This is a genomic window from Candidatus Lernaella stagnicola (genome assembly GCA_030765525.1).
Lineage (GTDB): Bacteria > Lernaellota > Lernaellaia > Lernaellales > Lernaellaceae > Lernaella > Lernaella stagnicola.
The window spans coordinates 122,905-146,297 of the sequence record JAVCCK010000042.1 but is presented as its reverse complement, the minus strand read 5'-3'; the positions used below and the strand labels follow the sequence as shown (position 1 = coordinate 146,297).

Here is a 23,393-nt window from a genome sequence, read left to right as displayed (position 1 = left end):
CGGCTGACGAGGAGATGCCTTTGCTCGAATTCCACCAGGCCAGGCAACGCATCCTCGATTTTGACGACACAACCGATGTTGAAAAATGGCCCGCGCACCTGGCCCTCGGGCGAGCGCTGGCAATTGATTTCGTCGGCCCGCCGCGGCTGGCGCGCGGTACGACGCTGCGCCCGGCGCATCAAGCCATGCTCACCCAAGGCGGAATGCGGGAAATCCCCACCTACGGGCAGGTGGGCGTCGGGCTTACGGCGGTGAACCGCGATCTGACCGGCAATGAACTACCCCCCGACGTGGAACCCCATCCGGGCCTGACCGCTCTGGCCGCGGCCGCCCAAACGCGCGGCGTAATGCCGGTTGACGTCGGGCAGGTGCCGGATCGCGCCGACTTGCATCTGGCCGCGGTGCGCCGGGCTTTCGAGGTCGCCGAGTTCGTGTGCACGATCGGCGCATCGCCCGAAACGGCGGCTGCCGTGGCGCACGATTTTGACGGCAAACTCGAGTTCACCGAAGTGGGCCACACGCCGTCGGAGTTGAGTTTCGTGCCGACCGCAGATGGCTTTTGGTTTGGCCTGCCCAGCGAGCCGAGTGCGGCGCTGGCGTTGTTTCACCTATACGTTTTGCCGGCGGCGCGTCGATTCGCCGGGCATGCCCATTTCGACCTGCCGACCGCGCGCGTGAAAGTTTCGACGGACCTCGCCGAAGGACCTCCCCGTTGGGTATGGGGGCGGTTGGGAGCGCCGGGGGCGGATTTTCGCCGGGAGCTTCTGGACGCGCCGCTCGCGATGAGTCTTGCCGCTGCGGTCACAGCTAACGCGTTGGTGTTGCTGGGCGACACGGGCGGCGAACCCGGCACGGCGCCGGTGTTCGTGGTGGAGTAGAAAGTTGGGACGCATCCTCGTGCTGGGCATCGACGGCGCCGAACCGTCACTTTTGTTTCGTTGGGCCGAAGATGGTCACTTGCCGCATTTTCAACGGTGGCTGGAGACGTCGTCCCACGGGCCGCTGCGCAGTACGATTCATCCGCTGACCCCGCAAGCGTGGACGAGCATGATCACCGGCGTGAACCCCGGTCGGCACGGCATATTCGATTTCGGGAAACGTGCCGCGGGCCGGTACGACGTGGAATTGGTGACCAGCCGCGACCGCCGCGCGCCGGCCTTCTGGCAGTTCCTACCCGAAGGCGCGCAAGTGGGTGTGGCGAATGTGCCGCTCACCTGGCCGCCGGAACCGTTGCCGGGGTTTATGGTCACGGGCATGCACACACCGTCGCTGCCGGAGGGCGTGTGGCCGCCGGAGATCCTCGCCCAACTGGGTGACGGCTACCAAATCGACGCCATGATTCATTGGTACGACCGACCCGAGCCCTTCCTGCGCGACGTGTTCGCCATGCTCAGCGCCCGCCACCAAGCCTTTTTGCGTTTGTGGGAGGCGCACGCGCTGGACGTGGGCTTTTTCGTGTACGTCGCCGCCGACCGCGTGCAGCATGCCTTGTGGGGCGAGATGGAGGAGCAGCATATCGAGCACCCGGGGCAGGCCGGCGACTTGGGCGACGCGGTTTTCCGCACGTATCTTGAACTCGACCGCTGCCTGGGGGAATGGCTCGAACGCCTGGGGCCGGAGGATCACCTGATGGTGGTCAGCGATCACGGTTTCGGCAGCCTGCGGCGCGATGTCTATCTGAATCGCGTTTTGATCGACGCCGGGCTGCTGCGCTTCGACCCGGATAAGGTTCGCGCGTATCAGCCGCCGCCGGAGCCGGAGAATCCCGACCGCAAGCACGCCTGGGTGAAGGAAAACATGCCGCCGGCGCAGGACGGCATCGACGACGATCAACTTCTCGCGTTGGGATTGGGCGATCCGCGCAAGCTCACTTTTGCCACCGTCGATTGGTCGTGCACGGTCGCGTACGCCGCCGGTTTGTGCGGCAACGTGTGGCTTAATCTGGCGGGCCGGGAACCCGAGGGCATCGTCGACGAGGATGAAGCGCCGCGGGTGCGGGAGCAGATCAAAGCGGCCCTGCTGGCGGTGGTCGATCCGGAGGACGGCCGGCCGGTTGTCGATGCGGTGCTCGAGAAAGAAGACATTTACCACGGCGAGGCGATGGCCGACGCGCCGGACCTGTTGGTCATGATGCGTGATTACGCCTACACCACGCGCGGCGCCACGGAATTTTGGGGTCGCACGCCGGTGGGGCCGGTGGTTGTCGGCCACACGGGAAACCACCGCCTGCACGGCGTGTTCGCGGCGGCCGGCCCCAAGGTGGCCCCGGGCAGGTTCGACGACGCCGACATTCTGGATGTACTGCCGACATTGTTTCACCTAGCCGGATGGCCGGTGCCCGCCGATTTGGATGGGTTGGTTTTGGTCGATTCATTGCGGCCCGAGCATCGCGACGTCGCCGTGGGTCCGCCGACACCGCAGGTGACGACTGACCCGGCCGACGTCAGCGAACGGCAGCGGCAGATAATCGTTCAGCGGCTGAAGGATCTGGGTTATCTGGGCTGACGCCGGACCGTGGGAGTGAAACGCGCGATTTTCGCGGGAGAGTGACGGAAATGAAATCATCGCGAACGATGTTCGGCGCTTTGAAATCCTCGGCTTTCACGGTCGCGTGGGTGATCGTTGTGCTACTCGTATTCGTAACTTGGTGGGCGTGTACGAGCAGTGAGGACGACGAGAACGAGCCGGAACGCAAGGGAAACATCCCCACCGACGATGACACCACCGGCCTCGAACCGGCACCCTGCTATTATCGGTGCAGTGAAGAATGCCTGCTGAACCCCGGCTGTACGATGGATTTCCGAATTCCCGCCGATTGTGAAACTTGGGCCGAAGCCACGTGCCTGGGCGCGACGTGCGCTCTGCGCGATTTCGAAATGGTACGCGAATGCGACGACTGCGAGGATTGCCCCGGGGCGCCCGCCTGCGCCACGGGTGATTAGCCGAACAGCGCCTCCAGAATCGCGAAAGCCAAGTCTTCCTTACGCCGGCGAGGTAGGGCAACGGTGCGGCCGTCGGCGAAGATGACCTGCACTTCGTTCTCATCGGTGTCGAAGCCGATACCCGGCGCGGCCACGTCGTTGGCTACAATGGCGTCGAGCCCCTTGCGTTTCATTTTTGCGGCGGCCTTGGCGTCGGCGTCACCGGTTTCGGCGGCGAAACCGAATACAAGCCGCTTGCCCTTTTCCGCAGCAAGACCGGCCACGATATCGGCGTTACGGGCCAGCTTGAGCGAATCGTGCAATTGGTCTTTCGGTAGCTTCTCCTCCACCGGGTCGGCGGGGCGAAAGTCGGAAACTGCGGCGGCCATAATCAACGCGTCGGCCTGCTGAAAGGCAGCGTGCACGGCGGTGAGCATGCCCTCGGCCGACTCGACGTTAATGCGATGCACGCCCGGGGGCGCGGGCAGGGCGGTCGGGCCGGAGATCAGCGTGACGTCGGCGCCCAGGATGTGCGCGGCGCGAGCCAGCGCGTAGCCCATCTTGCCGCTGGAACGGTTGGAGATGTAGCGCACCGGATCGATGGGTTCGCGGGTCGGCCCGGCGCTGATGACGATCTTGCGGCCGGCCAGTGTCGGCTTGACGAGTAAGGGCAGGGCGGCTTCGAGAATGTCTTCCGGTTCGCTCATGCGCCCGTAGCCGTAATCTTTGCAGGCGACCTCCCCGGGTTCGGGGCCGACGTGGGCCACGCCGCGGGCGGTCAAGGTTTTCATGTTTTCAGTTACGGCCGGGTGATTCCACATCTTGGGATTCATCGCGGGGGCGAGCAACACCGGGGCGACGGTGGCCAGTAAGGTTGTGGTCAGCAGGTCGTCAGCGATGCCGTTGGCGTATTTGCCGATCAGATTCGCGGTTACCGGCGCGACAATGACCAAATCGGCGCGGTCGGCGAGGCTGGTGTGAGAAATGTCGGAAGTATCCAGCAGCTTGAAGGTGTCCACGTGTACCGGATTGCCCGAAAGCGTCTGGAAGGTGAGGGGGCCGACAAAATGGGCGGCGTTTTTCGTCATGATCACATCGACATTCGCCCCGGCCTTGGTCAGAAGCCGCACCAGCATGGCCGTTTTGTAGGCGGCGATGCCGCCGGTGATTCCCACCACGACGTTTTTGCCGCTGAGCATGGTTGCCTCCCCTATACGTGAACCCACGGATTGGTCCGCTTTTCGTGCCCGATGGTCGTGTTCGGCCCGTGACCCGGGTAGACGATGGTGTCGTCGGGCAGGGTGTAAAGTTTATCGCGAATCGCGCCGATCAGCGCGTCGTGGCTGCCGCCGGGGAAATCCGTGCGACCGATACCGCCCGCGAACAGTGCGTCGCCGACGAAGGCGTGTCCCGGGAAAATCAACGCTAAGCCGCAAGGGCTGTGGCCGGGAATTTCCACCAAGACGCCCTCGTACTTGCCAACCACAATCGTGTCGCCCTCGACGACGGTGCGGTCGGCCGGGGGGCTCGACTTGGTGCGCAGCCCGAACATCAGCGCGGCCTGGTCGGCCTGTTGGAGGAAGGGCGCTTCTTTCGGGTGGGTAATCAATTCGGCTCCGGTGATGTCTTTTAGGTCGGCGTTGCCGCCGATGTGGTCGAAATGGGTATGCGTGTTGAAAATAATTTTGCATTGCAGTTCGTGTTCGGCCAGCGCGGAGACGATATTATCCACACTACCGCCCGGATCGATGACGATCGCCTCCTTGGTATCCAGATCGCCCACGATGAAGCAGTTTACGGCCAGCGGGCCGGTCGGCAATTGCTTGATGATCATGACGCACCTTTCTTCGTTGACGGCGCGGTTAGAATAGGCATTGCGGCCGGAGGGGTCAAGCTTTGAGCGCGGCGGTTGGGACTTCGCGTGCCCGGCCCGCCGGGGGAAAGGCGGGAGCGGCCGTCGACCAGTAGAAAGGTTGCCGTGCACTGCTTGCATTCAGATCGTCGCCGATGATAATGGAAACTTGAGAGATAAGTACCAGCCGGCGCCGCCCGGGCAAACGACGGACGGGCCGGGAATGTTGCACCCAAAGTCACGAAAGACGGCATGTTTGAACCGGGCGACATACTCTCGGACAAATACAAGATTGTCGAGAAAATCGGGATGGGCGGCATGGGAGCCGTTTACAAGGCGGAGGAAATCACCTTCGGCCTGGGTCGCACCGTGGCGATCAAAGTGCTGCCGACGCATCTGGCGTCCGATGAAAAGCTGGTGCAGCGTTTCGTCGAGGAAATGAAGATCCTCGCCCACTTGGACCATCCCCATATCGTGCCGATTCACGCAGTCGACGAATCCAACGGCACGATCTATTACGTTATGAAGTACCTCGCCGGCGTCACCATGAAAGCGTGTATTCGCCGGCGCGGTAGCCTCACTCCCCCTCACGTGATTCACGTGATGCGGCAAATCGCCCGCGCCGTCAGCCACATTCACAAGGCCGGAGCGATTCACCGCGACATCAAGTCGGTCAATATCATGGTCGACGACGAAGACAACGCGACCCTCATGGATTTCGGTATCGCGAAAATCGCCGGCGGCGCCAATCTGACCACCGACGGGGAAGTCCTGGGAACCGCGCCGTACATGGCGCCGGAGCAGTGGGAAGGACGCAACGACCTGCGCTCGGATATCTACGCCTTGGGCGTGTTGATGTACGAAATGCTCACCGGTGCGCCGCCCTTCCACGGCGATAGCCTCTCGGAAATCATGGCGGCCCACCTGCGCCAGCCGCCGGTGCCGTTACGAACGATTCGGCCGCTAATCCCGGAGCCGCTGGCCGAAATCGTGCATCGCTGTTTGGCGAAAGACCCAGAGGCGCGCTTCCAGACGGCCAACGATCTGGTTGCGGCCCTGGATTACGCCGAGCGAGCACTGGATAGCGAGACGGACCCTGAAAGCGATTTTCAGGATCGGTTCGATTTTTCCGCCGAGCCGATACTCGAACAAACCGTCGTGGCCGAGGTGGACAGGTTGCTTTCGACCGGTCGCCCGCGTGAGGCCTTCAATACGTTGTTGGATGCGTGGCCGGAAGACATGACCCACAACGAGCTCTCCCGAAAACTGGCCGACCTCAAATCACTGGCCGAGAAAGACGAGCAAGTTCGCCGGCAAGCCGAAGAGTGGATTGCGGAGGGAGAAACCGATCAGGCGCGGCAGTTGCTGGAAGACCACGTGAGCCAATATCCGCACAGTGCCGCCCGGCAGTTGCTCGAATCGATCCTCGTCGAGGACGAAACGGTCCTGATCGAGCAACCCGACATCACGCCGCCGCCGAGCACGGAGCCGGTTACGTCGCCGCTGCCTGAGACCCGCTTGATGGGCGCGGCAACACAGGTCAGACAGCAGAAAAGAACAAAAGGACCGGGGTCGTGGAAAAAACGGCTTTTGATCGCCGGGATCGTCCTTGCCGTTCTGGCGCTTCCTATCGGAATTTCGGCCATATTCGCGCCGGCAACCAGCCAGGGTCTGACCAACGCGGGCGATTGGCTCTTCGAGCAGCAAGTTTACGGTTTTCCGCCGTTATTCAACTGTATCCGTAGCTACAAATTGGCGTTGGTTTACGACAGCGGGAATCACGCCGCCGATCGCGCCCTCAACCGTACCGCGATGCACCTGGCGACCGTGGCCCATGGCTATGCCCAGCACGGTGAATACCGGAAAGCCGCAAATTATATGAAATGGGCGTTGCGTATCCATCAACGCGGCCCTTGGTTGCGCGCATACGAGCAATTTTGCGAAAAGAAATAGAGTCCCCAATGAGTTTCAAACCTGTCACCCCACTGTGCACCGTAGACATTATCATTCGGCTGCAAGACGGTCGTATCGTGTTGATAAAAAGAAAGAATCCGCCGTACGGGTGGGCGATCCCGGGCGGTTTTATCGACGTGGGCGAGTCGGCCGAGACTGCGGCGGCCCGCGAAGCGAAAGAGGAGACGTCGCTCGAGGTGGAGTTGACCGACCTGATCGGCGTATATTCGGATCCGAACCGCGATCCGCGATTTCACACGCTCTCGGTCGTCTACGCTGCCACGGCCACGGGAACGCCCAAAGCGGCGGACGATGCGCGCGAAGTGGGGATATTTGACCGGGAAGGCGCATTAAATTTGGACCTGGCATTCGATCATCGGCGCATTTTGCTTGATTATTTTGATATAAAATAGGGCTGATTCGCCCTTAGAAAATCAATATATAGGGGGCGGCAAAAGCGCCGCGTCCATATATGGCGCTTCGTTACCCCGACGGAGAATTCGTCCGCTATTTTGAACCCTTAGACAACAAATGCGCATTTTTCTCTTGACATGTTGTCGATTAGTGGGGTTAAATGGGGGCAGGTGTCAATACACTTCCCGAAACGTGGGCGCGAGGGCCAGATGGAATTCATGGGGATTCATCCCGTCAAGGGAGACGCAAAAGGGCGCGTTAACGTGCCCAAAGCGTATCGTGATCTCCTGGCCGATGGGGGTATTGACGAACTCATCATCACAACGACGTTGAACCGAAAGTTCCCGCTGATTGAGGTTGTGTTAGTGAGTGAGTGGCAGCAGATCGTTGAGAAATTGGCCAAGGAGCCGCAGTTCGATCCGGTCGTGCGTGATTTTCGTGAGATTTACATCACGCCGGGTCAATCGGTGTCGTTGGACAGCGCCGGGCGCATCCTGGTGCCGCCCTACCACCGGCAATGGGGGAAGCTGGATCGCGATGTGATCGTGACCGGCGGAACGGATCGTTTCCACATCTGGGATGGGACGCTGTATCAGCAGTTGATCGCCCAGACGACCGCGGAGGGATTCGATCAAATCCAAGCCGCGATCGCCGCACGGCTGCGCGGATGACCGGGCACGATGCAGTACTGCTAACCGAAACCATTGCGCAACTCAAGCTCAGGCCAGGAGACACGGCGATTGACGCCACATGCGGCGCGGGCGGTCACAGCGAGGCGATCGCAACGGCGATTGGCCCCGACGGCATACTGATCGCCATCGACCAGGACGAAGCGGCACTGGAAAAAGTCAAACAGAGAATCGGACATCACTCACAAATCCGTTTCGTACACGGGAATTTTCGCACGTTGGATAGCATCCTTGGTTCTTTCGCAATCGAGCACGTGAATGCGATTTGTGCGGATTTAGGCGTGGCGAGCTTTCATTTCGACGACCTCTCGCGGGGCTTTTCGTTTCGTAGCGAGGTGGAATTGGACGCTCGGATGGACCGCCGGCAGAGCCTGACCGCCGCGAAGTTGTTGGCTACAGCTTCCGAGAAGGAACTGGGCCGGATTTTCCGCGAGTACGGCGAAGAGACGCGCTGGCGGGCGATGGCGGCGGCGGTCGTGAAGGCGCGGCAGGAGAGTCCGTCGTTTACCGGGACGCGGCTGCGGGAAATCGCCCGCGGGGTCAAAGGCAGGCCGCGACGCGGGGATAAGGCGATCGATCCGTCGACTCAGGTCCTGCAAGCCCTGCGTGTGGCGGTAAACGACGAACTAGGCGCTTTGCGGGATTTCTTGCCGGCGGTGGTGACGGCACTGGCACCGGCCGGGCGTGTGGCGGTGATCGCCTATCACAGCCTGGAGGACCGCATCGTCAAGCAGTTTTTCCGCGATGAGGAGAAAGGCTGCCAATGCCCGCCGACAATTCCGCGGTGCGTATGCGGCAGAAAGCCGACGTTGCGGCGGGTAACGCGCAAACCGACTGTTCCGAGCGAAGCGGAAATACAACGCAATCCGCGATCGCGTAGCGCCAAGTTGCGGGTCGCAGAGCGAATTTAAAAAAAAAGGCTAAGGCACGACCGGGAGAGAGGGCGCACGATGGCTGAATCTATTTTGTCCCGCACTCATGCAGGAAGGCGCAAGCGTGCCAGAAACCTCGGCTGGCGGCGGACGATCGCTCAGAAGATTACGCGTTGGTTTGGGTGGGGCGGCATTCTGTTAATGACCGGCGCACTCGTGATCCTCTCCTTCTATTTATTGTTGCTGGCCAACATCCGCAGCACGGTGACCCAAATGGGCGGCGAAATGACGCTGCTTTCGGCCGATGTGCGGGAACTCGAACTTGACGTGCAGGAATTGCAGGACAAATGGGAAAGCCTGCGCCGCCCGAAACGACTGGAGAAATTGGCGCACCAAATGAAACTGGCGCCGCCGAAAGCCGAGAAAGTGATTGTGATCGATGGATCCAACTAACCACGACAGTCTGTTACGTTACCGGCGCCGCCGGCGCCCCTTCTGGCGCCGCCGCCGGCAAGTGCGCCCGATGCGCAAGAAAGCGCCTTTTGACGTGGAAGAAACGCAGCGGGTGCGCGCCGGTTGGCTGCTCGTGTTTTTCATCGGCGCCTTCGCGATCCTAGGCGGTCGCGCCTTCCATTTGACCGTGCTGCAGCACGATTTCCTGGTCAAACAAGCCGAAGCGGGTCGCCTGACCGCCATGCCCCTTACGAAGCCGCGCGGCGAAATCCTCGACCGAAACGGCGAACGTCTGGCCGGCGCCATCGACGTCGACTCGGTATTTGCGCATCCACACAAAGTGAAGCACCCGGAACAGGCAGCGGAAGCCTTGAGCAAAATCCTGTGCATGGATCGTGACAAGATTCTCGCCGGGCTGACTCGTAGCGAGCGCAAGTTCGTTTGGATCAAGCGCAAAATCAGCGCGGAACAATCCGACGCGATCGATCAACTCGATGACGAAATGCTCAAAGGCGTCCACCGCGTCAAGGAATCCACGCGCACCTATCCCCGCGGCAACTTGGCCGCGCAGGTCCTCGGATTTACCAACGTGGACATGGTGGGGCTGGAAGGTCTCGAACGGGAGTACGAAGATCAATTGGCGGGCCAATCCGGCGAAATCATTGCCCTGCGCGACGCTAAAGGCAACGTGTACCTCTCCGAAGGGGTGCATATTGAAGGCCGGACCCAGGGCGTCAATCTCAAGTTGACGCTGGATGCGACGATTCAATGGTTCGCCGAGCAGGCGCTGGACGAGATCGTCAAAAAGCACCACCCAAAAGGGTGCTGGGTGATCGTAACGGACGTGCGTTCGGGCAAGATCTTGGCGATCGCCAATCGGCCGACCTACGATCCCGCCGCGGCCAACATTTCCAAACCGGGTGATCGGCGCATCCGCGCCGTGTTGGATATGTATGAGCCCGGCTCGACGATGAAACCGCTGACCATGGCCATGGCGCTGGAAGACGGCAAGGTTGATCTGAACGAGAAAATCCACTGCGGCCTCGGCAAGTATTACTACGGCGGTCACACGATTCACGACGAGCACAACATCGGCTTGGCGAGCCCGGCGACGATCATTAAGGAAAGCTCGAACATCGGTATCAGCAAAATCGCCCAGCGGTTAGGTGCGAAGGGGTTGTACAACTGGCTGCGCCGTTTCGGCATGGGCCAGCGAACCGGAGTGGACCTGCCGGGCGAATCCAAGGGCATCCTGCGTAACTACAAAGACTGGTATCCGATCGACATCGCCACCCATTCCTACGGCCAAGGCATTTCGGTCACCGCGCTTCAGTTGCTGATGGCCACCAACGCCCTGGGCAACGGCGGCCGGCTGATGCTGCCGTACCTCGTCTCGGAAATCATTGACGCCGACGGCAAGGTGCTCAAGCGGAACAATCCCCAGATCGTGCGGCGGGTGGTCAGTGAAAAAGTGGCCGACGATGTCCTCGAAATGATGCGCTTGGTCACGACTTCCGGCGGTACCGGCACGCGCGCCGCGCTCGGTAACTTCCCGGTCGCCGGAAAAACGGGTACCGCGTACAAAGTCGACCCGCGCACCGGCAAATACCACCCCACCAAGCGGGTCGGCAGTTTCATCGGGATGGTGCCGGGCGACGCGCCGGTATTGGGCATCATCGTGGTGGTTGACGAACCTCGCGGCGTCGGCTTCGGCGGCGTCGTGGCGGCGCCGGCGTTCCGGGAAATTGCGACGCGGTCGCTGGATTACCTGGGCGTGTTCGCCGTCCAAAAACAAGAAGAGCAAGCGTTGGCCGCCAAGATCGCGGCAAACATGAATCGTGACGAAAAACAGCCGCGGGTCGACGCGGCGCGGGTTGCGAGTCGCAACTGCAAAGACGGCTTCGTTCCCGATTTCTTGGGATTGACCATGCGCAAGGCACAGGCGCTGGCCGGTCGGCACAGCGTCACACTCGAATTGGAAGGGACCGGCATCGCCGTGCGTCAATCGCCGTCGCCGGGCCGGTCAATGAGTCAAGCGCGGAAAGTTAAGTTGGTGTTTGCGGCCAAGCACTGAGGGGTAAGGCATGCTGCTGAGTCGTATCGTCGATGATTTGCCTTGGGCCACGTTCGATCGGGACGCCGAGGTCCACCGCGTCGTGGTGGATTCACGCCAGGTGCGCACCGGCGACCTGTTTGTTGCCATTCGGGGCGAAAAGCTCGACGGCGCCAAGTTCATTCCTCAAGCCATTGCCGCCGGCGCGTCGGCGGTGGCCGCCGAAACAGATTTTGCGGCCGACGGCGTGGCACGAATCACGGTGGCGGACGCGCGTCGTTTCGCGGCGGTCGCGGCGCATCGGTTGGCCGGCGACCCGACAGCCGGATTGCGGGTTGTGGGCATCACCGGTACGAACGGCAAGACCTCGGTGACGTATCAATTGGAGGCGATTTTCCAAGCCGAGGGGCGGAAAGTCGGCGTGATCGGTACCGTCAACTATCACTACAACAACCACGTGCTGGCCGCGCGATTCACGACGCCGGAGGCGCCCGATTTGGTGGCGATTCTCCAAGAAATGAAGAATTTCGGCGTCGACACCGTGGTGATGGAAGTTTCCAGCCACGCCCTGCAACTTCAGCGCGCGGTCGGCTGTCATTTCGATGCGGGCGTGTTCACGAACCTGTCGCGCGACCACCTCGATTTTCACGGGGCGCTGGACGCCTACTTGGCCGCGAAGTTGCGCTTGTTTGAGGAGATGTTGCCGGTATCGGCCAAACGCAAGCCGCACGTGTTCGCCGCAATCAACACCGAGGACGCGGCCGGCCGGAAGGTGCGGGAAGCGACGTCGGTGCGCGCGATCACTTACGGCGCCGGCGCCGATTTGCACTGGATCGACGTCGAATGCGACTTCGACGGCCTGCGCGGCCGACTGCAATACGGCGATGAAGTACTGGAAGTGAAAAGCCCGCTGCTGGGCGATTTCCAGACTATGAACGTGCTGGCCGTCGCCGCGGTGTGTTGCGGGCTAGACACGCCGGGTGAGGCCGTGATCGCCGGCTTGGCCGCTTGCGACCGCATTCCCGGCCGCCTGGAGCCAGTCGGCAAGCAGGAGTTCCTGGTGTTGGTCGACTACGCACACACGCCGGACGCGCTGGAGAACGTGGTGGGTACGCTGCGGCGTCTGAGCAAGGGCCGGCTCATCGTGGTGTTCGGCTGCGGCGGTGATCGGGACCGCGGCAAGCGGCCGATGATGGGTAAGGCAGTGGCGCAGCAAGCGAACATTTCGCTGATAACCAGCGACAACCCGCGCACAGAGAATCCCGCGGAAATCATCCGCCAAATCCTGCCCGGCGTCGAGAAAACCGGGCGCAAGAGGTTGGAGCCCGAACAGTTGCGGGACTTGAACGGCAACGGCGATTCCTACTACGCCGTCGAGCCCGACCGCGCCGCGGCGATTCGCGTCGCCATTGATATCGCCCGGCCCGGGGATGTCGTGTTGATCGCCGGGAAGGGCCATGAGGATTACCAGATTATCGGAACCGAACGGATTCATTTTGACGACCGCGAAGTCGCGACCGAGGCGCTTGCTAAGAGGGCAAAGAAATAGTGATGCACGATCTCTACACCGCCGCCAACATCGTCGCCGCCACAGGCGGGACGCTCCTGACCGGAGCGCCGGAAGCGCGTTTTCACGCCATCAGCACCGACACGCGTAGCATTCAACCCGGCGACTGTTTTTTCGCGTTGGCCGGTGTACATTTCGACGCCCACAATTTTCTGGATCAAGCTCTGGTGCGCGGCGCGACGGGCCTGGTGGTCAGCCGCGAAGCCGACCTGCCCACGGGTTTTGACGCGGCGATCATCCGCGTGGACGACACGCTCCAGGCGCTGGGCGACCTGGCTCGATGGACGCTCCGCCAGCGCGGCGTGCCGGTGATTGCCATTACCGGTTCCACGGGAAAAACGACGTCCAAAGAAATGTGCATGCAGATCCTTGAGGCCCATTTGCCGGAACAGGTTCTGTGTTCGGCCGGGAACTTCAATAATCTGATCGGCTTGCCGCTAAGCGTGTTTCAACAAACCGCGGCCCACCAAGTCGTGCTCTTGGAAATGGGCATGTCGATGAGGGGCGAAATCCGGCGGCTGGCCGAAATCGCCGAAGCGACCATCGGCGTGATTACCAACGTTTCGGCCGTGCACCTGGAGCACCTCAAAACAATCGGCGCGGTCGCCGAGGCCAAAGGCGAACTGCTGGAGAACTTCGGCGCCGGCAATATCGCCGTGCTCAACCTCGATGACGAGCGAGTCGCGCGCATGGCCGAAGGCAAGCCGTTTCGGGCGGTGTATTTCTCAGCCGACCCGGAGGCAAACGCCGAGGTCAAGGCGCTGGCGATCCACACCAAGGGTTTCGAGGGCATCGACGTGGAGCTGTTCGTGGCCGGGCAGTTGGCGAAGGTCGCGCTCTCCACGTTCGGCCGTCACAACGTGTACAACGCCCTCGCGGCGGCGGCGGCGGCGCATGCGTTCGGCGTGCCCTTGCCGGCGATCGTCGCGGGTCTGGAAGCGTTTCGGCCGGCGGCGATGCGCAGCAAGGTGTTGTCGATATTCGGCATCACGGTGATCGACGACAGTTACAACGCCAATCCGCGATCGATGGACGCGGCGCTTTCGGCCTTGAACGAGCTGGCCAAAGAGGGCCGGAAGATAGCGGTGTTAGGCGACATGTTCGAATTGGGTGACGAGAGTGAGGCGGCGCACCGCCGGTTGGGGCGCCATGCGGCCAAGATGGGATTGGATCGTTTGATCCTGCTGGGCGACCAAGCCCACTTTGTCGCCGCGGGAGCCACCGAAGAACAAATGGACTCGGCGGCCGTCGTCAAGGCGTCGGATCATGCTTCGATCGTAAACGACCTGCGGGAAACCGCGCTGCGTGGCGACGTCATTCTGGTCAAAGGCAGCCGCGGCATGCGCATGGAACGGGTAGTGCGTGGATTGAAGGGGGAATCGCTCGCGTGAATCTCGACGGACGCCGAGTGTTGATTGTCGGTCTGGGCGCCAGCGGGCGTGCGGCGGCCGAATTGGCTTTTCGCCGTGGCGCGGAAGTGGCGATCAGCGACAGCGGCGACAACGAGAAGCTGCGCGAGCAAGCCGCTCGGCTCGGATCCATGGTCAGTTCGATTGAATGGGGCGGGCACAGCGAGGCGATGTTCCGGTGGGCGGATTTGGTCGTGGCGAGCCCGGGCGTACCGATGGCGCTGCCGATTTTTAAACTGGCCCGCGAAAACGGTGCGCGCGTGATCGGCGAAGTGCAGTTGGCCGTCGATTGTCTCGACGTTCCGCTGATCGGCATCACCGGCACCAAGGGCAAGTCGACCGTGACGGTCATGTGCGGACGGATGCTGCAAGCGGCCGGCAAAAACACGTTCATCGGCGGCAATCTGGGTACGCCGCTGGCCGAGGCGGCGCTGGCCGAAACACCGCCGGAAATCATCGTGGCGGAGTTGTCGAGCTTCCAGTTGGAGACTATCGACACGCTGCGGCCGTGGATCGGCGCGGTGCTCAATTTGGAGCCAGATCACCAGAACCGCTACGCCGATTTCGACGCCTACGCGGCAGCCAAAATGAATTTGCTGACTCACCAGCACGCGGACGATTTCGCGGTGATCAACGTCGGCGACGAAGGCCTCACGGCGCGGGTGGCGGACCTGACGGCGCAGCGGCTGACCTTCGGCCGATACGACGCGAACGCGTTCTGCGTGGACGACGAATTGATCCTGCAGTTCGGGGACGTGGAGGAGAGCATCGACCTAGATCACTTCCAACTACCCGGCGAGCACAATAGGCGCAATCTCGAGGCGGCGGCGCTCATGGCGCGGCTGGCGGGCGCGGATGCGGCGGCGATCGAGGAAGTCGTCGCCCGTTTTTCGGGCTTGCCGCACCGTTTGGAGACGATCGGCGTCATCGACGGCGTGGTCTATATCAACGATTCCAAAGCGACGACACCCGGCGCGGTCCGCACGAGTTTGGCGGCCGTGGACCGGCCGGTCGTCTTGATTCTGGGGGGGCGGGATAAGGGTGGTGAATGGCCGACGTTGGCGGATGCCATCGCGACGCGGGCGACCGCGGTGATTGCCTACGGTGAAGCGGCGGAAACGATCGCGGCGGCGTTACCGGGCGCCGGCGTGGAGATCGTCGTGCCGTTCACCGAGGCGCTCGACCGCGCCAGAGCGCTCGCGCAACCGGGGCAGGCGGTGCTGCTGTCACCCGGAGCGGCCAGTTTCGACCAGTTTGAGAATTTCGAGGCACGCGGTGCAGCAATGCGCGCGTGGGGGACGGAGCCATGACAGTCGACGAAGCCAAACGGCAAACGAGTCCGGACCGGATGTTGCTGGCGATAGTGCTGGCGCTGGCGACGTGGGGGCTGCTGACACTGTTTAGTGTCAGCCAGCAGTTGCCGAACGGTCCCATGTATTACCTGACGCGCCAGGCCATCTACATCGCGCTAGGTATGGCGATGATGCTGGGCTTGATTCAAGTGGACTTGAGCAAAATCAACCGCCCGAAGGTCGTCTATGCGATTCTCGGCGTCTGCGTTTTTTTGCTGCTCTGTGTGTGGATTCCCGGCATTGGGCACAAAGCAAACGGCGCGTACCGGTGGATCTCCGTGGGGCCGATCAACCTGCAGCCGTCCGAATTCACCAAGGCCGCGATCGTGATTTATTACGCACATTATCTGTCGAAGATCGGTGAGAAGATCCGCGATCCACTCTACGGCGTGTTGCCGATGGCCGGCGTTACCGCGATTTTTGTCGCCTTGATTGCCTGGGAGCCCGACCTGGGCGGCGCGGCCGTGTTTTGCATGTTGCTTTTTGTGATGCTCTTTCTAGCCGGCGTGCAGAAGCGGTTTCTTGCCGGTGTGCTCGGCGTCGGCGTGCTGTTTGTGGTGTCGCAGATTTGGCTGGCGCCCTGGCGCCTGCGACGCCTGCTGGCTTTCCTATTTCCGACCGACGAGAGTTTGTTCGGTGTCAATTGGCAGCCGTGGCAGGCGAAGATCGGCATCGGCGTGGGCGGGTGGTTCGGCGCGGGATACGGAAACGGCTGGCAGAAAGCCTTCTACGTGCCGGAAATCCACACGGACTTTATCCTTGCCCACATCGGGGAAGAATTGGGGCTGCTTGGCCTGCTGGTGCTGTTCGGGCTGTTTTTCGTGTTGATCTGGCGCACGATCCGCATCACGGCCAAGGCCACGGATTCCTTCCTGCGTTTCCTCGGTATCGGCGCGGGCACGCTGATCGGTATTCAGGTGGTGATCAACGCCGCAGTCGTCATGTCGCTGCTGCCCAACAAGGGGTTGAGCCTGCCCTGGTTTTCCGCCGGCGGCTCCAACACCCTACTCAATTTTATTTTGATGGGTGTGATCCTTTCGGCGGCGCGGCATTGCGAAGCCGAGGCCATCGCACAAAACCGCGTCATTCACGTGTTGGCACGCCGGGAACTCGCCGGCGCAGCCGGAGATTAAATATGCTCGGACAAACGAAGCACATTCACCTCGTGGGCATCGGCGGGATCGGCATGTCGGGTATCGCCGAAATCCTGCTCAACCTCGGCTTTCAGGTTTCCGGTTCCGACCTGAGCGGAAGCGATATCACCGAGAATCTGGAGCGGCTGGGCGCCACGATTTACATCGGACACGACAGTAAATTCGTCGAGAATACCGACGTAGTTGTGACCTCGAGCGCCATTCGCCCGAGCAATCCGGAGTTGATCGCCGCCAAGGCGGCAAAAATTCCGGTGATCCCGCGGGCGGAAATGCTGGCCGAGTTGATGCGCATGAAAAAATACAGCGTCGCCGTCGCCGGCAGTCACGGCAAAACGACGACGACCAGCGTGTTGGCTACGGTATTGGGCGCGGCGGGTTTCGACCCGACCGTGGTCGTGGGCGGCCGGGTGGATTCCATCGGCTCCAACGCGCGGCTCGGCGAGGGCGAAACCTTCGTCACCGAGGCGGACGAATCCGACGGCAGTTTCCTATTGCTGGACCCCACCGCGGCGGTGGTAACCAACATCGACCTGGAACACCTGGATCATTACGCCGGGATGGAGCAACTCAAGCGCACGTTCCTACAATTCATCAACAAGGTGCCTTTCTACGGCGTGTGTATCTTGTGCGTCGATGATGAAAACATCCGGGCGATCATTCCCTCGGTCCGCAAGCGGCTGATCACGTACGGCTTGAGCAAGGAGGCCGAGTTCCGCGCCACGGAAATGACGTTCGACGGATTTAACACGACCTTCACGGCCATGCGCGGCAAGCAGACCATCGGCCGGGTGACCGTCCCGCTGCCGGGCCGTCACATGGTGCAAAACGCCCTGGCCGTCGTGACCGTGGCCGAAGAGTTGGAAGTGCCGTTCGCGATAACCGCCGAAGCAATCGCCGGCTTTACCGGCGTGCGTCGCCGTTTTCAACGGGTCGGCGAAGTGGCCGACATTTTGCTGATCGACGACTACGGCCATCATCCGACGGAGATCAAGGCAACGTTGGCGGCGGCCCAGACCGGATTCGACCGACGGTTGGTCGTGGCGTTTCAGCCGCATCGTTACACGCGTACACGCGATTTGTTCGACGAATTCCTGACGACCTTCCGCAGCGCCGACAAGCTGTTCATCACCGACATTTACGCGGCCAGTGAAACGCCGATCGAAGGCGTGACGGCCCAGAAACTCGTCGACGGCATCCGTGCGGTGGGCCAGCAGGATGTCGAGTACTACCCGAACCAGGAAGAACTGCTGCAAACGCTGGTCGATACCGTCCAGCCCGGCGATCTCGTATTGACCCTCGGCGCGGGCGACCTCAACAAGCTGGCGGTGCGCTTGTTGGCCAAATTGAAGGAGAGGCACGAGTGATCGGAATTCGCGCCCAGAAAAGACTTACGGAACTGCTCGGTGAGCGGTGCCGTTTCGACGTGCCGATGGCGTCGCTGACGACCTGGTGCGTCGGCGGGCCGGCCGATTGCCTCGTGCAGCCGCAAAGCAGCGACGAAATCGCCGCCGTGTTCAAGATTTGCCAGGCGGAAAACGAGCCGGTTCGCGTCGTGGGCGCCGGATCGAATCTACTGATCCTCGACGGCGGGCTGCGCGGTGTGACGATTTTGATGCGCGGCGCGCTCGATTACTTCCGAGTGGAGGAAGCTGGCGACGAAGAAGTGCATGTGACGGTCGGCGGCGCCCTGGACGTGGAAGATTTCAGTCGCCGCTGCGTCGACCACGGCGTGGCGGGCATGGAATTCATCGCCGGCGTGCCGGGCAGTATCGGCGGCGGCGTGCGAATGAACGCCGGGACCGACAGGGGTACGTTCGCCGATATTTTGCTCGAAATCGAAGTGGTCGAAGCGACCGGGCGCGTGCGGCGGCTGCCGCGCGAAGAACTGGTTTACAAATACCGGGGCCTCGCACTGGACGGTCCCTTTGTCGTGACCGAAGCGAAGCTGCGCGGGCGCAGGGGAGACGCCGAGACGATCGGGCGGGAGGTCGCGGCAATCATCGCCAAGCGGCGCGAACGCCAGCCCTGGGACTGCGCGAGTTGCGGATCGACGTTTAAGAACCCCGAAGGCGGGCACGCGGGCAAATTGATTGAGTCGACGGGTCTCAAGGGGTATCGGATCGGCGGCGCGCAGGTGAGCGAAAAGCACGCGAATTTTCTGATCAACGTGGGCGATGCGACGGCTGAGGATTTGCTTCAGCTTATCGAGCATGTGAGGCAAACCGTTTTTGAGAAGACCGGAATATGGTTGGAACCCGAAGTCAAGATATGGGGAGAACGGCATGCATCTAGATAAGAAGATCGGTGTATTGATGGGCGGCGCGAGCGCAGAGCGCGACATTTCCTTGCAGACCGGCGCCGCCGTTGCCACGGCGCTGCGGGCCAAAGGCTACGAAGTCGTCGAACTCGATTTGAACGAAACGACCGCCCACGAACTGATCAGCGAAAAGGTGCAAATCGTCTACAACGCCCTACATGGCAAATGGGGCGAGGACGGCTGCGTGCAGGGCATGCTGGAAATTATGCGGGTTCCTTATACCGGCTCGGGCGTGATGTCCTCGGCGGTGGGCATGGACAAGGTCGTCAGCAAAACACTGTTCCAAATGGCCGGCCTGCCGGTGCCCGCGTACGAATTCGTCTCGCGCAAGGCGCGGCTGCTGGGAAACGTAAGCCCGCCGGATTTCGGTTTCCCGATTGTCGTCAAGCCGGCGACTGAAGGATCGAGCGTGGGCATCGCCATCGTCGGCGACGCGATGGAATTCGACGCCGCGCTGGAAGAAGCCTTCGAATATGACGATCGCGTGCTGCTCGAACAATACGTTGCCGGGCGGGAGATGTCGGTGGCGGTGCTCGCCGATCGGGCGCTGGGCATCGTCGAGATTCGGCCGAAACCCGTCGAAGGCAAGCGATTCACATTTTATGACTACGAGCACAAATACACCAAGGGCATGACCGAATACATCACGCATCCCGAGGGGCTGACAGACGAAGTCCACGGCCGGATGCGTGAGTTGGCCGTGCTGGCCACGCAAACACTGCAGGGTGAGGGCGTCGTGCGAGTCGACTTCATCCTCGACCACGAACAGCAACCTTGGTTGCTGGAAGTCAACACGCTGCCGGGGCTCACGGAACTGTCGCTCGTACCGATGATCGCCCACGACTGGGCCGGTATGGAATTCGGCGACTTGGTTCAACTCGTGTTGAGTACCGCGCGGCTGAAAGTGGGGTCTTGATTGGCGAAGGTCAAGCGCCGGAAACGTAAACCGAACACCGTCGTGCAACGCGCGACGAAAGCGGGGCGGAACGCCGCGGCCCTCGGCGGCGGTTGGCTGCGGATCTATCTACCACAGTCTTGGCGGCTGTGGCCCCTGCTCGTCGTGGCGCTACTGGTGGGCATCGTGTGGTCGCAATTCCGCCACTCCGACACGTTCCGCTTGACCGAGATCCGCATTTCGAGTTGCAAGCAGGTGGCCGATGCCGAACTGCGTAGGTACCTGCACATGCGGGTCGGGCAAAACGTGTTTTCCATCGACTTGGAGCAAGAAGCCGAGCGCGTGGTCTCGCACCCTTGGGTACGGGGCGCGGTGGTTACTCGCGAGCTGCCCAACCGCGTCGTCATTGACGTTGTTGAACGCCGGCCCGTAGCGCTGCTGAAAGTGAACCATCTGTATCTCGTGGACGATACCGGCCGGGTGTTCAAACGCCTGGAAAACGGCGATCCCAGCGATCTGCCGATCGTGACGGGTTTCTCGGCCGAGGCCTTCCACGCCGGTGGAGCGACGGCTGCGCGGCAGGCTCGACGTATCCGCGACGCCGTGAAATTGATCGCCACAGCGCAGGAATCAGGCGCGTTGGGGGCGGACGACATCAGCGAGGTTCGTTACGACCTCGTATCCGGGTTTTCACTGATTACCAACGACGTTGGGCTCACGATTCGTTTCGGTTTCGGCGACTACGAGACGAAATTGCAGGCGTTTCGCGCCGTGGCCCAACGTTTGAAAGCGAGCCTCGCCAAGGCCCGCGTAGTGGATTTGGCCGTGCCGGGCCGTGTCGTGGTGCGCGGCCTGCCGGAGGAGTCCGGAGCATGAGACGTAAGGGCGCAACCCAGATCGTCGGACTCGACATCGGCTCGTCGAAAGTCTGCGTCGTGATTGCCGAACACAAAATCGGCGGATTGGAAATCGTCGGGTTGGGCACTCATCCGTGCACCGGCGTGCAGAAGGGCGTGGTGGTCAGTATCGACGCCACCGTCGACGCGATCATGCGGGCCACCGAGGAAGCCGAAAAGATGGCGCGGGTGCACATCGACTCGGCGAATATCGGGCTTGCGAACGGTTTCATCAAGGGGATTACCAGCCAAGGCATGTTGCCGCTCAGGGAAAAGATGGTGTCGGGCGAGGATATGGAGCGGGTGGTCGATGCCGCAAGTTCGGTGGCGATTCCCAAAGATTCGGAGATCCTGCACGTGCTGCCGCAGGAATACATCCTCGACGGCCTGCGCGGCATCAAAGATCCGATCGGCATGCAAGGCATGCGTCTGGAAGTGAACTGCTACATCGTCATCACGCAGAGTGCGAGCGTCGCCAACCTCGTGGAGTGTTGCCACCGTAGCGGGTTGGAAATCACCGACGTCATTCTGGAACCGCTGGCGGCGGCCGAGGCGGTGCTCACTTCCGAAGAGCGCGAGTTGGGGACGCTGCTTATCGACTTCGGCGGCGGTACGACGGACGTCATCGGTTTCTCGGGCGGCGCGGTTGTCTATGCGGGCGTGCTGCCCCTGGGCGGCATGCACGTAACCAACGACGTCAGCCGCATGCTCAACCTCACGATGGAAAAGGCGGAGTGGCTGAAAAAGCGCCACGGCCATCTGTGCATCGGCGAGGTGATGCCCGGCGAGGAAGTCGAAATCGATGGCGGTGAGGATGCGGGCTATCAATTCGTCGAGCAGCGGGAGCTGTGCGAAATCGTCGAAGCGCGCGTGCTGGAAGTACTGCAAATCGCTTACGAGGAAATGCACCGCAATGACCTGCATAACGTGTTCGGGCGGATTGTTCTGACGGGCGGTTCGGCGAGCATGCGCGGCATTGTGGAGCTGGCGGAATCGGTGTTCACGGGCAAACGCGTGCGCGTGGGCAAACCGCAACATATCGGCGGGCTGATCGATGTGGTGTCCAGCCCGATGTATTCAACCGCCGTGGGTCTGGTGTTGCTCGGCGCCCAGGACCTGGCGTTATCGAAGTTCAGTCGAACCGAGCTGTCGGTCGTCTCTCGGGCCGGGCGGTGGTTGAAAGACAAAGTTGGGAAATTAATTACATGACGCGGTGGCGTCAATGCGAAATGAGCCGTGAGGCTCCTATGCAATGGAGGACGATATGGGCTTGAAATTTGATGTGATCGAGCAGGATCACGCGGCGAGAATCAAGGTGGTTGGCGTCGGCGGATGCGGCAATAACGCCTTGAACACTATGATCGACGATGGCGTGCAGGGCGTGGAGTTCATCGCGGTCAACACCGACAAGCAGGCGCTGGCGAACAACCTGGCACCCCTGCGCATTCAACTGGGCGCCGGATTGGGCGCGGGCGGCAACCCGGAAGCCGGTCGACGCGAGGCCGAGAATTCCACCGAGCGGATTCGTGACGCTTTGGAAGACGCCAACATGGTGTTCATCACCGCCGGCATGGGTGGCGGTACGGGCACCGGCGCGGCGCCGATCGTGGCTGAGGTCGCCCGGGAACTGGGTGCCCTGGTTGTGGCCGTGGTCACCAAGCCCTTTAACTATGAGGGACGTCGCCGCATGCGGGTGGCCGAAGAGGGCATCGAAGCATTGCGCTCGCAGGTGGACACGATCATCGTCATCCCCAACCAGAAACTGCTCGCCGTCGCCGGCAGCGACACGACGCTCATGGAAGCCTTCAAAAAGGCCAACGACGTGTTGCTCAAGGGCGTACGTTCGATCGCCGACCTGGTGGTGCAGGAAGGGCACGTCAACCTCGACTTCGCAGACGTGAAATCGGTGATGAAAGCCACCGAGATCACCGGCGAATTGGCGCTGATGGGCACCGGCGTGGCCACCGGCGATAAGCGCGCGGTCGACGCGGCAGCCGAGGCGATCAGTTGCCCGCTGATGGAAAATGTCAGCATCGACGGTGCCCGCGGAGTTCTGATCAACATCACCGGCGGCATCGATTTGCGCCTGTCGGAGGTCAACGAAGCGGCCGAGTTGATCATGAAGTCGTGCAGCGAAGACGCGGCGATTTTCTGGGGCCAGGTGATCGATCCGGCCATGCAGGAGGAAGTCCGCGTGACGGTCATCGCCACCGGCTTCGACGAGGCTCGCGAGCAAATGTTGACCCGCACCCGGCCTTCGCCCCTGAATCAGCACAAACCGCACTTCGGCGAGGAGCGGACCGCGCGCCCGACGTCTTTATCACGTCCGGAAAGGCCTGTTGAGGCGGAGATGCAGGAAGAGGAAGAACAGCAGGTAGCGGCCGGCGGCGACCGCGGCACGCGGGTTCACACCAGCAGCACCCATAAGATGTGGACGCAGCGGCGCCCCGGATTGTCGGGCGACGTGGACGCCTACGACATGGAGCCGGCGATCCTGCGCAATCGTCGTCGTCCGGACTAAGCCGCCAAGTCGGCGGTCAAGTCCATCGTCCTGAATCAAGCCGCGTGGCGCATGCGCCCAGCGCCGCGCTTATAG

General features: G+C 61.8%; 21 protein-coding genes. 19 read left to right on the top strand and 2 right to left on the bottom strand.

Features of this window, described 5'->3' with window-relative positions; translation table 11 throughout:
* Positions 1-20: 20 nt before the first annotated feature.
* The 3 genes from P9L99_20235 to P9L99_20225 are packed head-to-tail and all read left to right on the top strand — an operon-like array spanning position 21 to position 2,942.
* Entirely contained in the window at positions 21-878 is an 858-nt protein-coding gene (locus tag P9L99_20235; GenBank protein MDP8225700.1) for a hypothetical protein, read from the top strand.
* 4 nt (positions 879-882) lie between these two features.
* Positions 883-2,505 (top strand): alkaline phosphatase family protein, encoded by a 1,623-nt coding sequence (locus P9L99_20230; GenBank protein ID MDP8225699.1) that lies wholly within the window; start codon positions 883-885, stop codon positions 2,503-2,505.
* Between the two features lie 50 nt (positions 2,506-2,555).
* The gene (locus P9L99_20225) at positions 2,556-2,942 is read left to right on the top strand and encodes a hypothetical protein (protein ID MDP8225698.1); all 387 of its coding nucleotides are present in this window, start codon (positions 2,556-2,558) and stop codon (positions 2,940-2,942) included.
* Here P9L99_20225 and coaBC read toward each other — a convergent pair.
* Entirely contained in the window at positions 2,939-4,120 is a 1,182-nt protein-coding gene (gene coaBC, locus P9L99_20220; protein MDP8225697.1) for a bifunctional phosphopantothenoylcysteine decarboxylase/phosphopantothenate--cysteine ligase CoaBC, read from the bottom strand. The two genes, P9L99_20225 and coaBC, sit on opposite strands and share 4 nt — an antisense overlap.
* Positions 4,121-4,131: 11 nt before the next feature.
* Complete coding sequence (locus P9L99_20215; protein ID MDP8225696.1) at positions 4,132-4,755, bottom strand: MBL fold metallo-hydrolase; 624 nt, start codon at positions 4,753-4,755, stop codon at positions 4,132-4,134.
* 270 nt (positions 4,756-5,025) lie between these two features.
* Here P9L99_20215 and P9L99_20210 point away from each other — a divergent pair, with 270 nt between their 5' ends.
* The 16 genes from P9L99_20210 to ftsZ all read left to right on the top strand — a co-directional run bounded on the left by P9L99_20210 (position 5,026) and on the right by ftsZ (position 23,318).
* Entirely contained in the window at positions 5,026-6,726 is a 1,701-nt protein-coding gene (locus tag P9L99_20210; protein MDP8225695.1) for a serine/threonine-protein kinase, read from the top strand.
* A gap of 8 nt (positions 6,727-6,734) precedes the next feature.
* A complete protein-coding gene (locus P9L99_20205) occupies positions 6,735-7,139 on the top strand; it encodes an NUDIX hydrolase (protein ID MDP8225694.1) in 405 nt (134 codons plus the stop codon).
* A gap of 210 nt (positions 7,140-7,349) precedes the next feature.
* Positions 7,350-7,811 (top strand): hypothetical protein, encoded by a 462-nt coding sequence (locus P9L99_20200; GenBank protein MDP8225693.1) that lies wholly within the window; start codon positions 7,350-7,352, stop codon positions 7,809-7,811.
* Complete coding sequence (gene rsmH, locus P9L99_20195; protein MDP8225692.1) at positions 7,808-8,740, top strand: 16S rRNA (cytosine(1402)-N(4))-methyltransferase RsmH; 933 nt, start codon at positions 7,808-7,810, stop codon at positions 8,738-8,740. Before P9L99_20200 ends, rsmH begins: the two co-directional genes overlap by 4 nt.
* Positions 8,741-8,779: 39 nt before the next feature.
* Complete coding sequence (locus P9L99_20190; GenBank protein ID MDP8225691.1) at positions 8,780-9,154, top strand: hypothetical protein; 375 nt, start codon at positions 8,780-8,782, stop codon at positions 9,152-9,154.
* Positions 9,141-11,228 (top strand): penicillin-binding protein, encoded by a 2,088-nt coding sequence (locus tag P9L99_20185; GenBank protein MDP8225690.1) that lies wholly within the window; start codon positions 9,141-9,143, stop codon positions 11,226-11,228. The genes P9L99_20190 and P9L99_20185 overlap by 14 nt, the downstream gene beginning before the upstream one ends.
* Before the next feature lie 10 nt (positions 11,229-11,238).
* The gene (locus P9L99_20180; GenBank protein MDP8225689.1) at positions 11,239-12,756 is read left to right on the top strand and encodes a UDP-N-acetylmuramoyl-L-alanyl-D-glutamate--2,6-diaminopimelate ligase; all 1,518 of its coding nucleotides are present in this window, start codon (positions 11,239-11,241) and stop codon (positions 12,754-12,756) included.
* A gap of 2 nt (positions 12,757-12,758) precedes the next feature.
* Positions 12,759-14,165: a UDP-N-acetylmuramoyl-tripeptide--D-alanyl-D-alanine ligase gene (murF, locus tag P9L99_20175; GenBank protein MDP8225688.1), complete on the top strand. Its 1,407-nt coding sequence runs from the start codon at positions 12,759-12,761 to the stop codon at positions 14,163-14,165.
* Positions 14,162-15,493: a UDP-N-acetylmuramoyl-L-alanine--D-glutamate ligase gene (murD, locus tag P9L99_20170; GenBank protein MDP8225687.1), complete on the top strand. Its 1,332-nt coding sequence runs from the start codon at positions 14,162-14,164 to the stop codon at positions 15,491-15,493. Before murF ends, murD begins: the two co-directional genes overlap by 4 nt.
* Positions 15,490-16,668, top strand: a complete 1,179-nt coding sequence (locus P9L99_20165; protein ID MDP8225686.1) for a putative peptidoglycan glycosyltransferase FtsW — start codon at positions 15,490-15,492, stop codon at positions 16,666-16,668. Before murD ends, P9L99_20165 begins: the two co-directional genes overlap by 4 nt.
* Positions 16,669-16,670: 2 nt before the next feature.
* Positions 16,671-18,053 (top strand): UDP-N-acetylmuramate--L-alanine ligase, encoded by a 1,383-nt coding sequence (murC, locus tag P9L99_20160; protein ID MDP8225685.1) that lies wholly within the window; start codon positions 16,671-16,673, stop codon positions 18,051-18,053.
* Positions 18,050-18,985, top strand: a complete 936-nt coding sequence (murB, locus tag P9L99_20155; protein MDP8225684.1) for a UDP-N-acetylmuramate dehydrogenase — start codon at positions 18,050-18,052, stop codon at positions 18,983-18,985. Before murC ends, murB begins: the two co-directional genes overlap by 4 nt.
* Entirely contained in the window at positions 18,972-19,922 is a 951-nt protein-coding gene (locus P9L99_20150) for a D-alanine--D-alanine ligase (protein MDP8225683.1), read from the top strand. Before murB ends, P9L99_20150 begins: the two co-directional genes overlap by 14 nt.
* The gene (locus P9L99_20145; protein ID MDP8225682.1) at positions 19,923-20,777 is read left to right on the top strand and encodes an FtsQ-type POTRA domain-containing protein; all 855 of its coding nucleotides are present in this window, start codon (positions 19,923-19,925) and stop codon (positions 20,775-20,777) included.
* Positions 20,774-22,006, top strand: coding sequence for a cell division protein FtsA (ftsA, locus tag P9L99_20140; protein ID MDP8225681.1), 1,233 nt, complete (start codon positions 20,774-20,776; stop codon positions 22,004-22,006). Before P9L99_20145 ends, ftsA begins: the two co-directional genes overlap by 4 nt.
* Before the next feature lie 55 nt (positions 22,007-22,061).
* On the top strand, positions 22,062-23,318 hold the full coding sequence (gene ftsZ / locus P9L99_20135; GenBank protein ID MDP8225680.1) for a cell division protein FtsZ: 1,257 nt from the start codon (positions 22,062-22,064) through the stop codon (positions 23,316-23,318).
* The last annotated feature ends 75 nt before the right edge of the window (positions 23,319-23,393 follow it).

Excerpts from the sequence above, each read along its gene's own strand:
- coaBC (MDP8225697.1), bottom strand. The coding sequence starts at position 4,120 with ATGCTCAGCGGCAAAAACGTCGTGGTGGGAATCACCGGCGGCATCGCC.
- ftsA (MDP8225681.1), top strand. The coding sequence starts at position 20,774 with ATGAGACGTAAGGGCGCAACCCAGATCGTCGGACTCGACATCGGCTCG.
- P9L99_20180 (MDP8225689.1), top strand. The coding sequence starts at position 11,239 with ATGCTGCTGAGTCGTATCGTCGATGATTTGCCTTGGGCCACGTTCGAT.
- P9L99_20185 (MDP8225690.1), top strand. The coding sequence starts at position 9,141 with ATGGATCCAACTAACCACGACAGTCTGTTACGTTACCGGCGCCGCCGG.
- P9L99_20190 (MDP8225691.1), top strand. The coding sequence starts at position 8,780 with ATGGCTGAATCTATTTTGTCCCGCACTCATGCAGGAAGGCGCAAGCGT.
- P9L99_20210 (MDP8225695.1), top strand. The coding sequence starts at position 5,026 with ATGTTTGAACCGGGCGACATACTCTCGGACAAATACAAGATTGTCGAG.
- rsmH (MDP8225692.1), top strand. The coding sequence starts at position 7,808 with ATGACCGGGCACGATGCAGTACTGCTAACCGAAACCATTGCGCAACTC.
- P9L99_20200 (MDP8225693.1), top strand. The coding sequence starts at position 7,350 with ATGGAATTCATGGGGATTCATCCCGTCAAGGGAGACGCAAAAGGGCGC.
- P9L99_20150 (MDP8225683.1), top strand. The coding sequence starts at position 18,972 with ATGCATCTAGATAAGAAGATCGGTGTATTGATGGGCGGCGCGAGCGCA.
- P9L99_20165 (MDP8225686.1), top strand. The coding sequence starts at position 15,490 with ATGACAGTCGACGAAGCCAAACGGCAAACGAGTCCGGACCGGATGTTG.
- murC (MDP8225685.1), top strand. The coding sequence starts at position 16,671 with ATGCTCGGACAAACGAAGCACATTCACCTCGTGGGCATCGGCGGGATC.
- murF (MDP8225688.1), top strand. The coding sequence starts at position 12,759 with ATGCACGATCTCTACACCGCCGCCAACATCGTCGCCGCCACAGGCGGG.
- P9L99_20225 (MDP8225698.1), top strand. The coding sequence starts at position 2,556 with ATGAAATCATCGCGAACGATGTTCGGCGCTTTGAAATCCTCGGCTTTC.
- ftsZ (MDP8225680.1), top strand. The coding sequence starts at position 22,062 with ATGGGCTTGAAATTTGATGTGATCGAGCAGGATCACGCGGCGAGAATC.
- P9L99_20215 (MDP8225696.1), bottom strand. The coding sequence starts at position 4,755 with ATGATCATCAAGCAATTGCCGACCGGCCCGCTGGCCGTAAACTGCTTC.
- P9L99_20205 (MDP8225694.1), top strand. The coding sequence starts at position 6,735 with ATGAGTTTCAAACCTGTCACCCCACTGTGCACCGTAGACATTATCATT.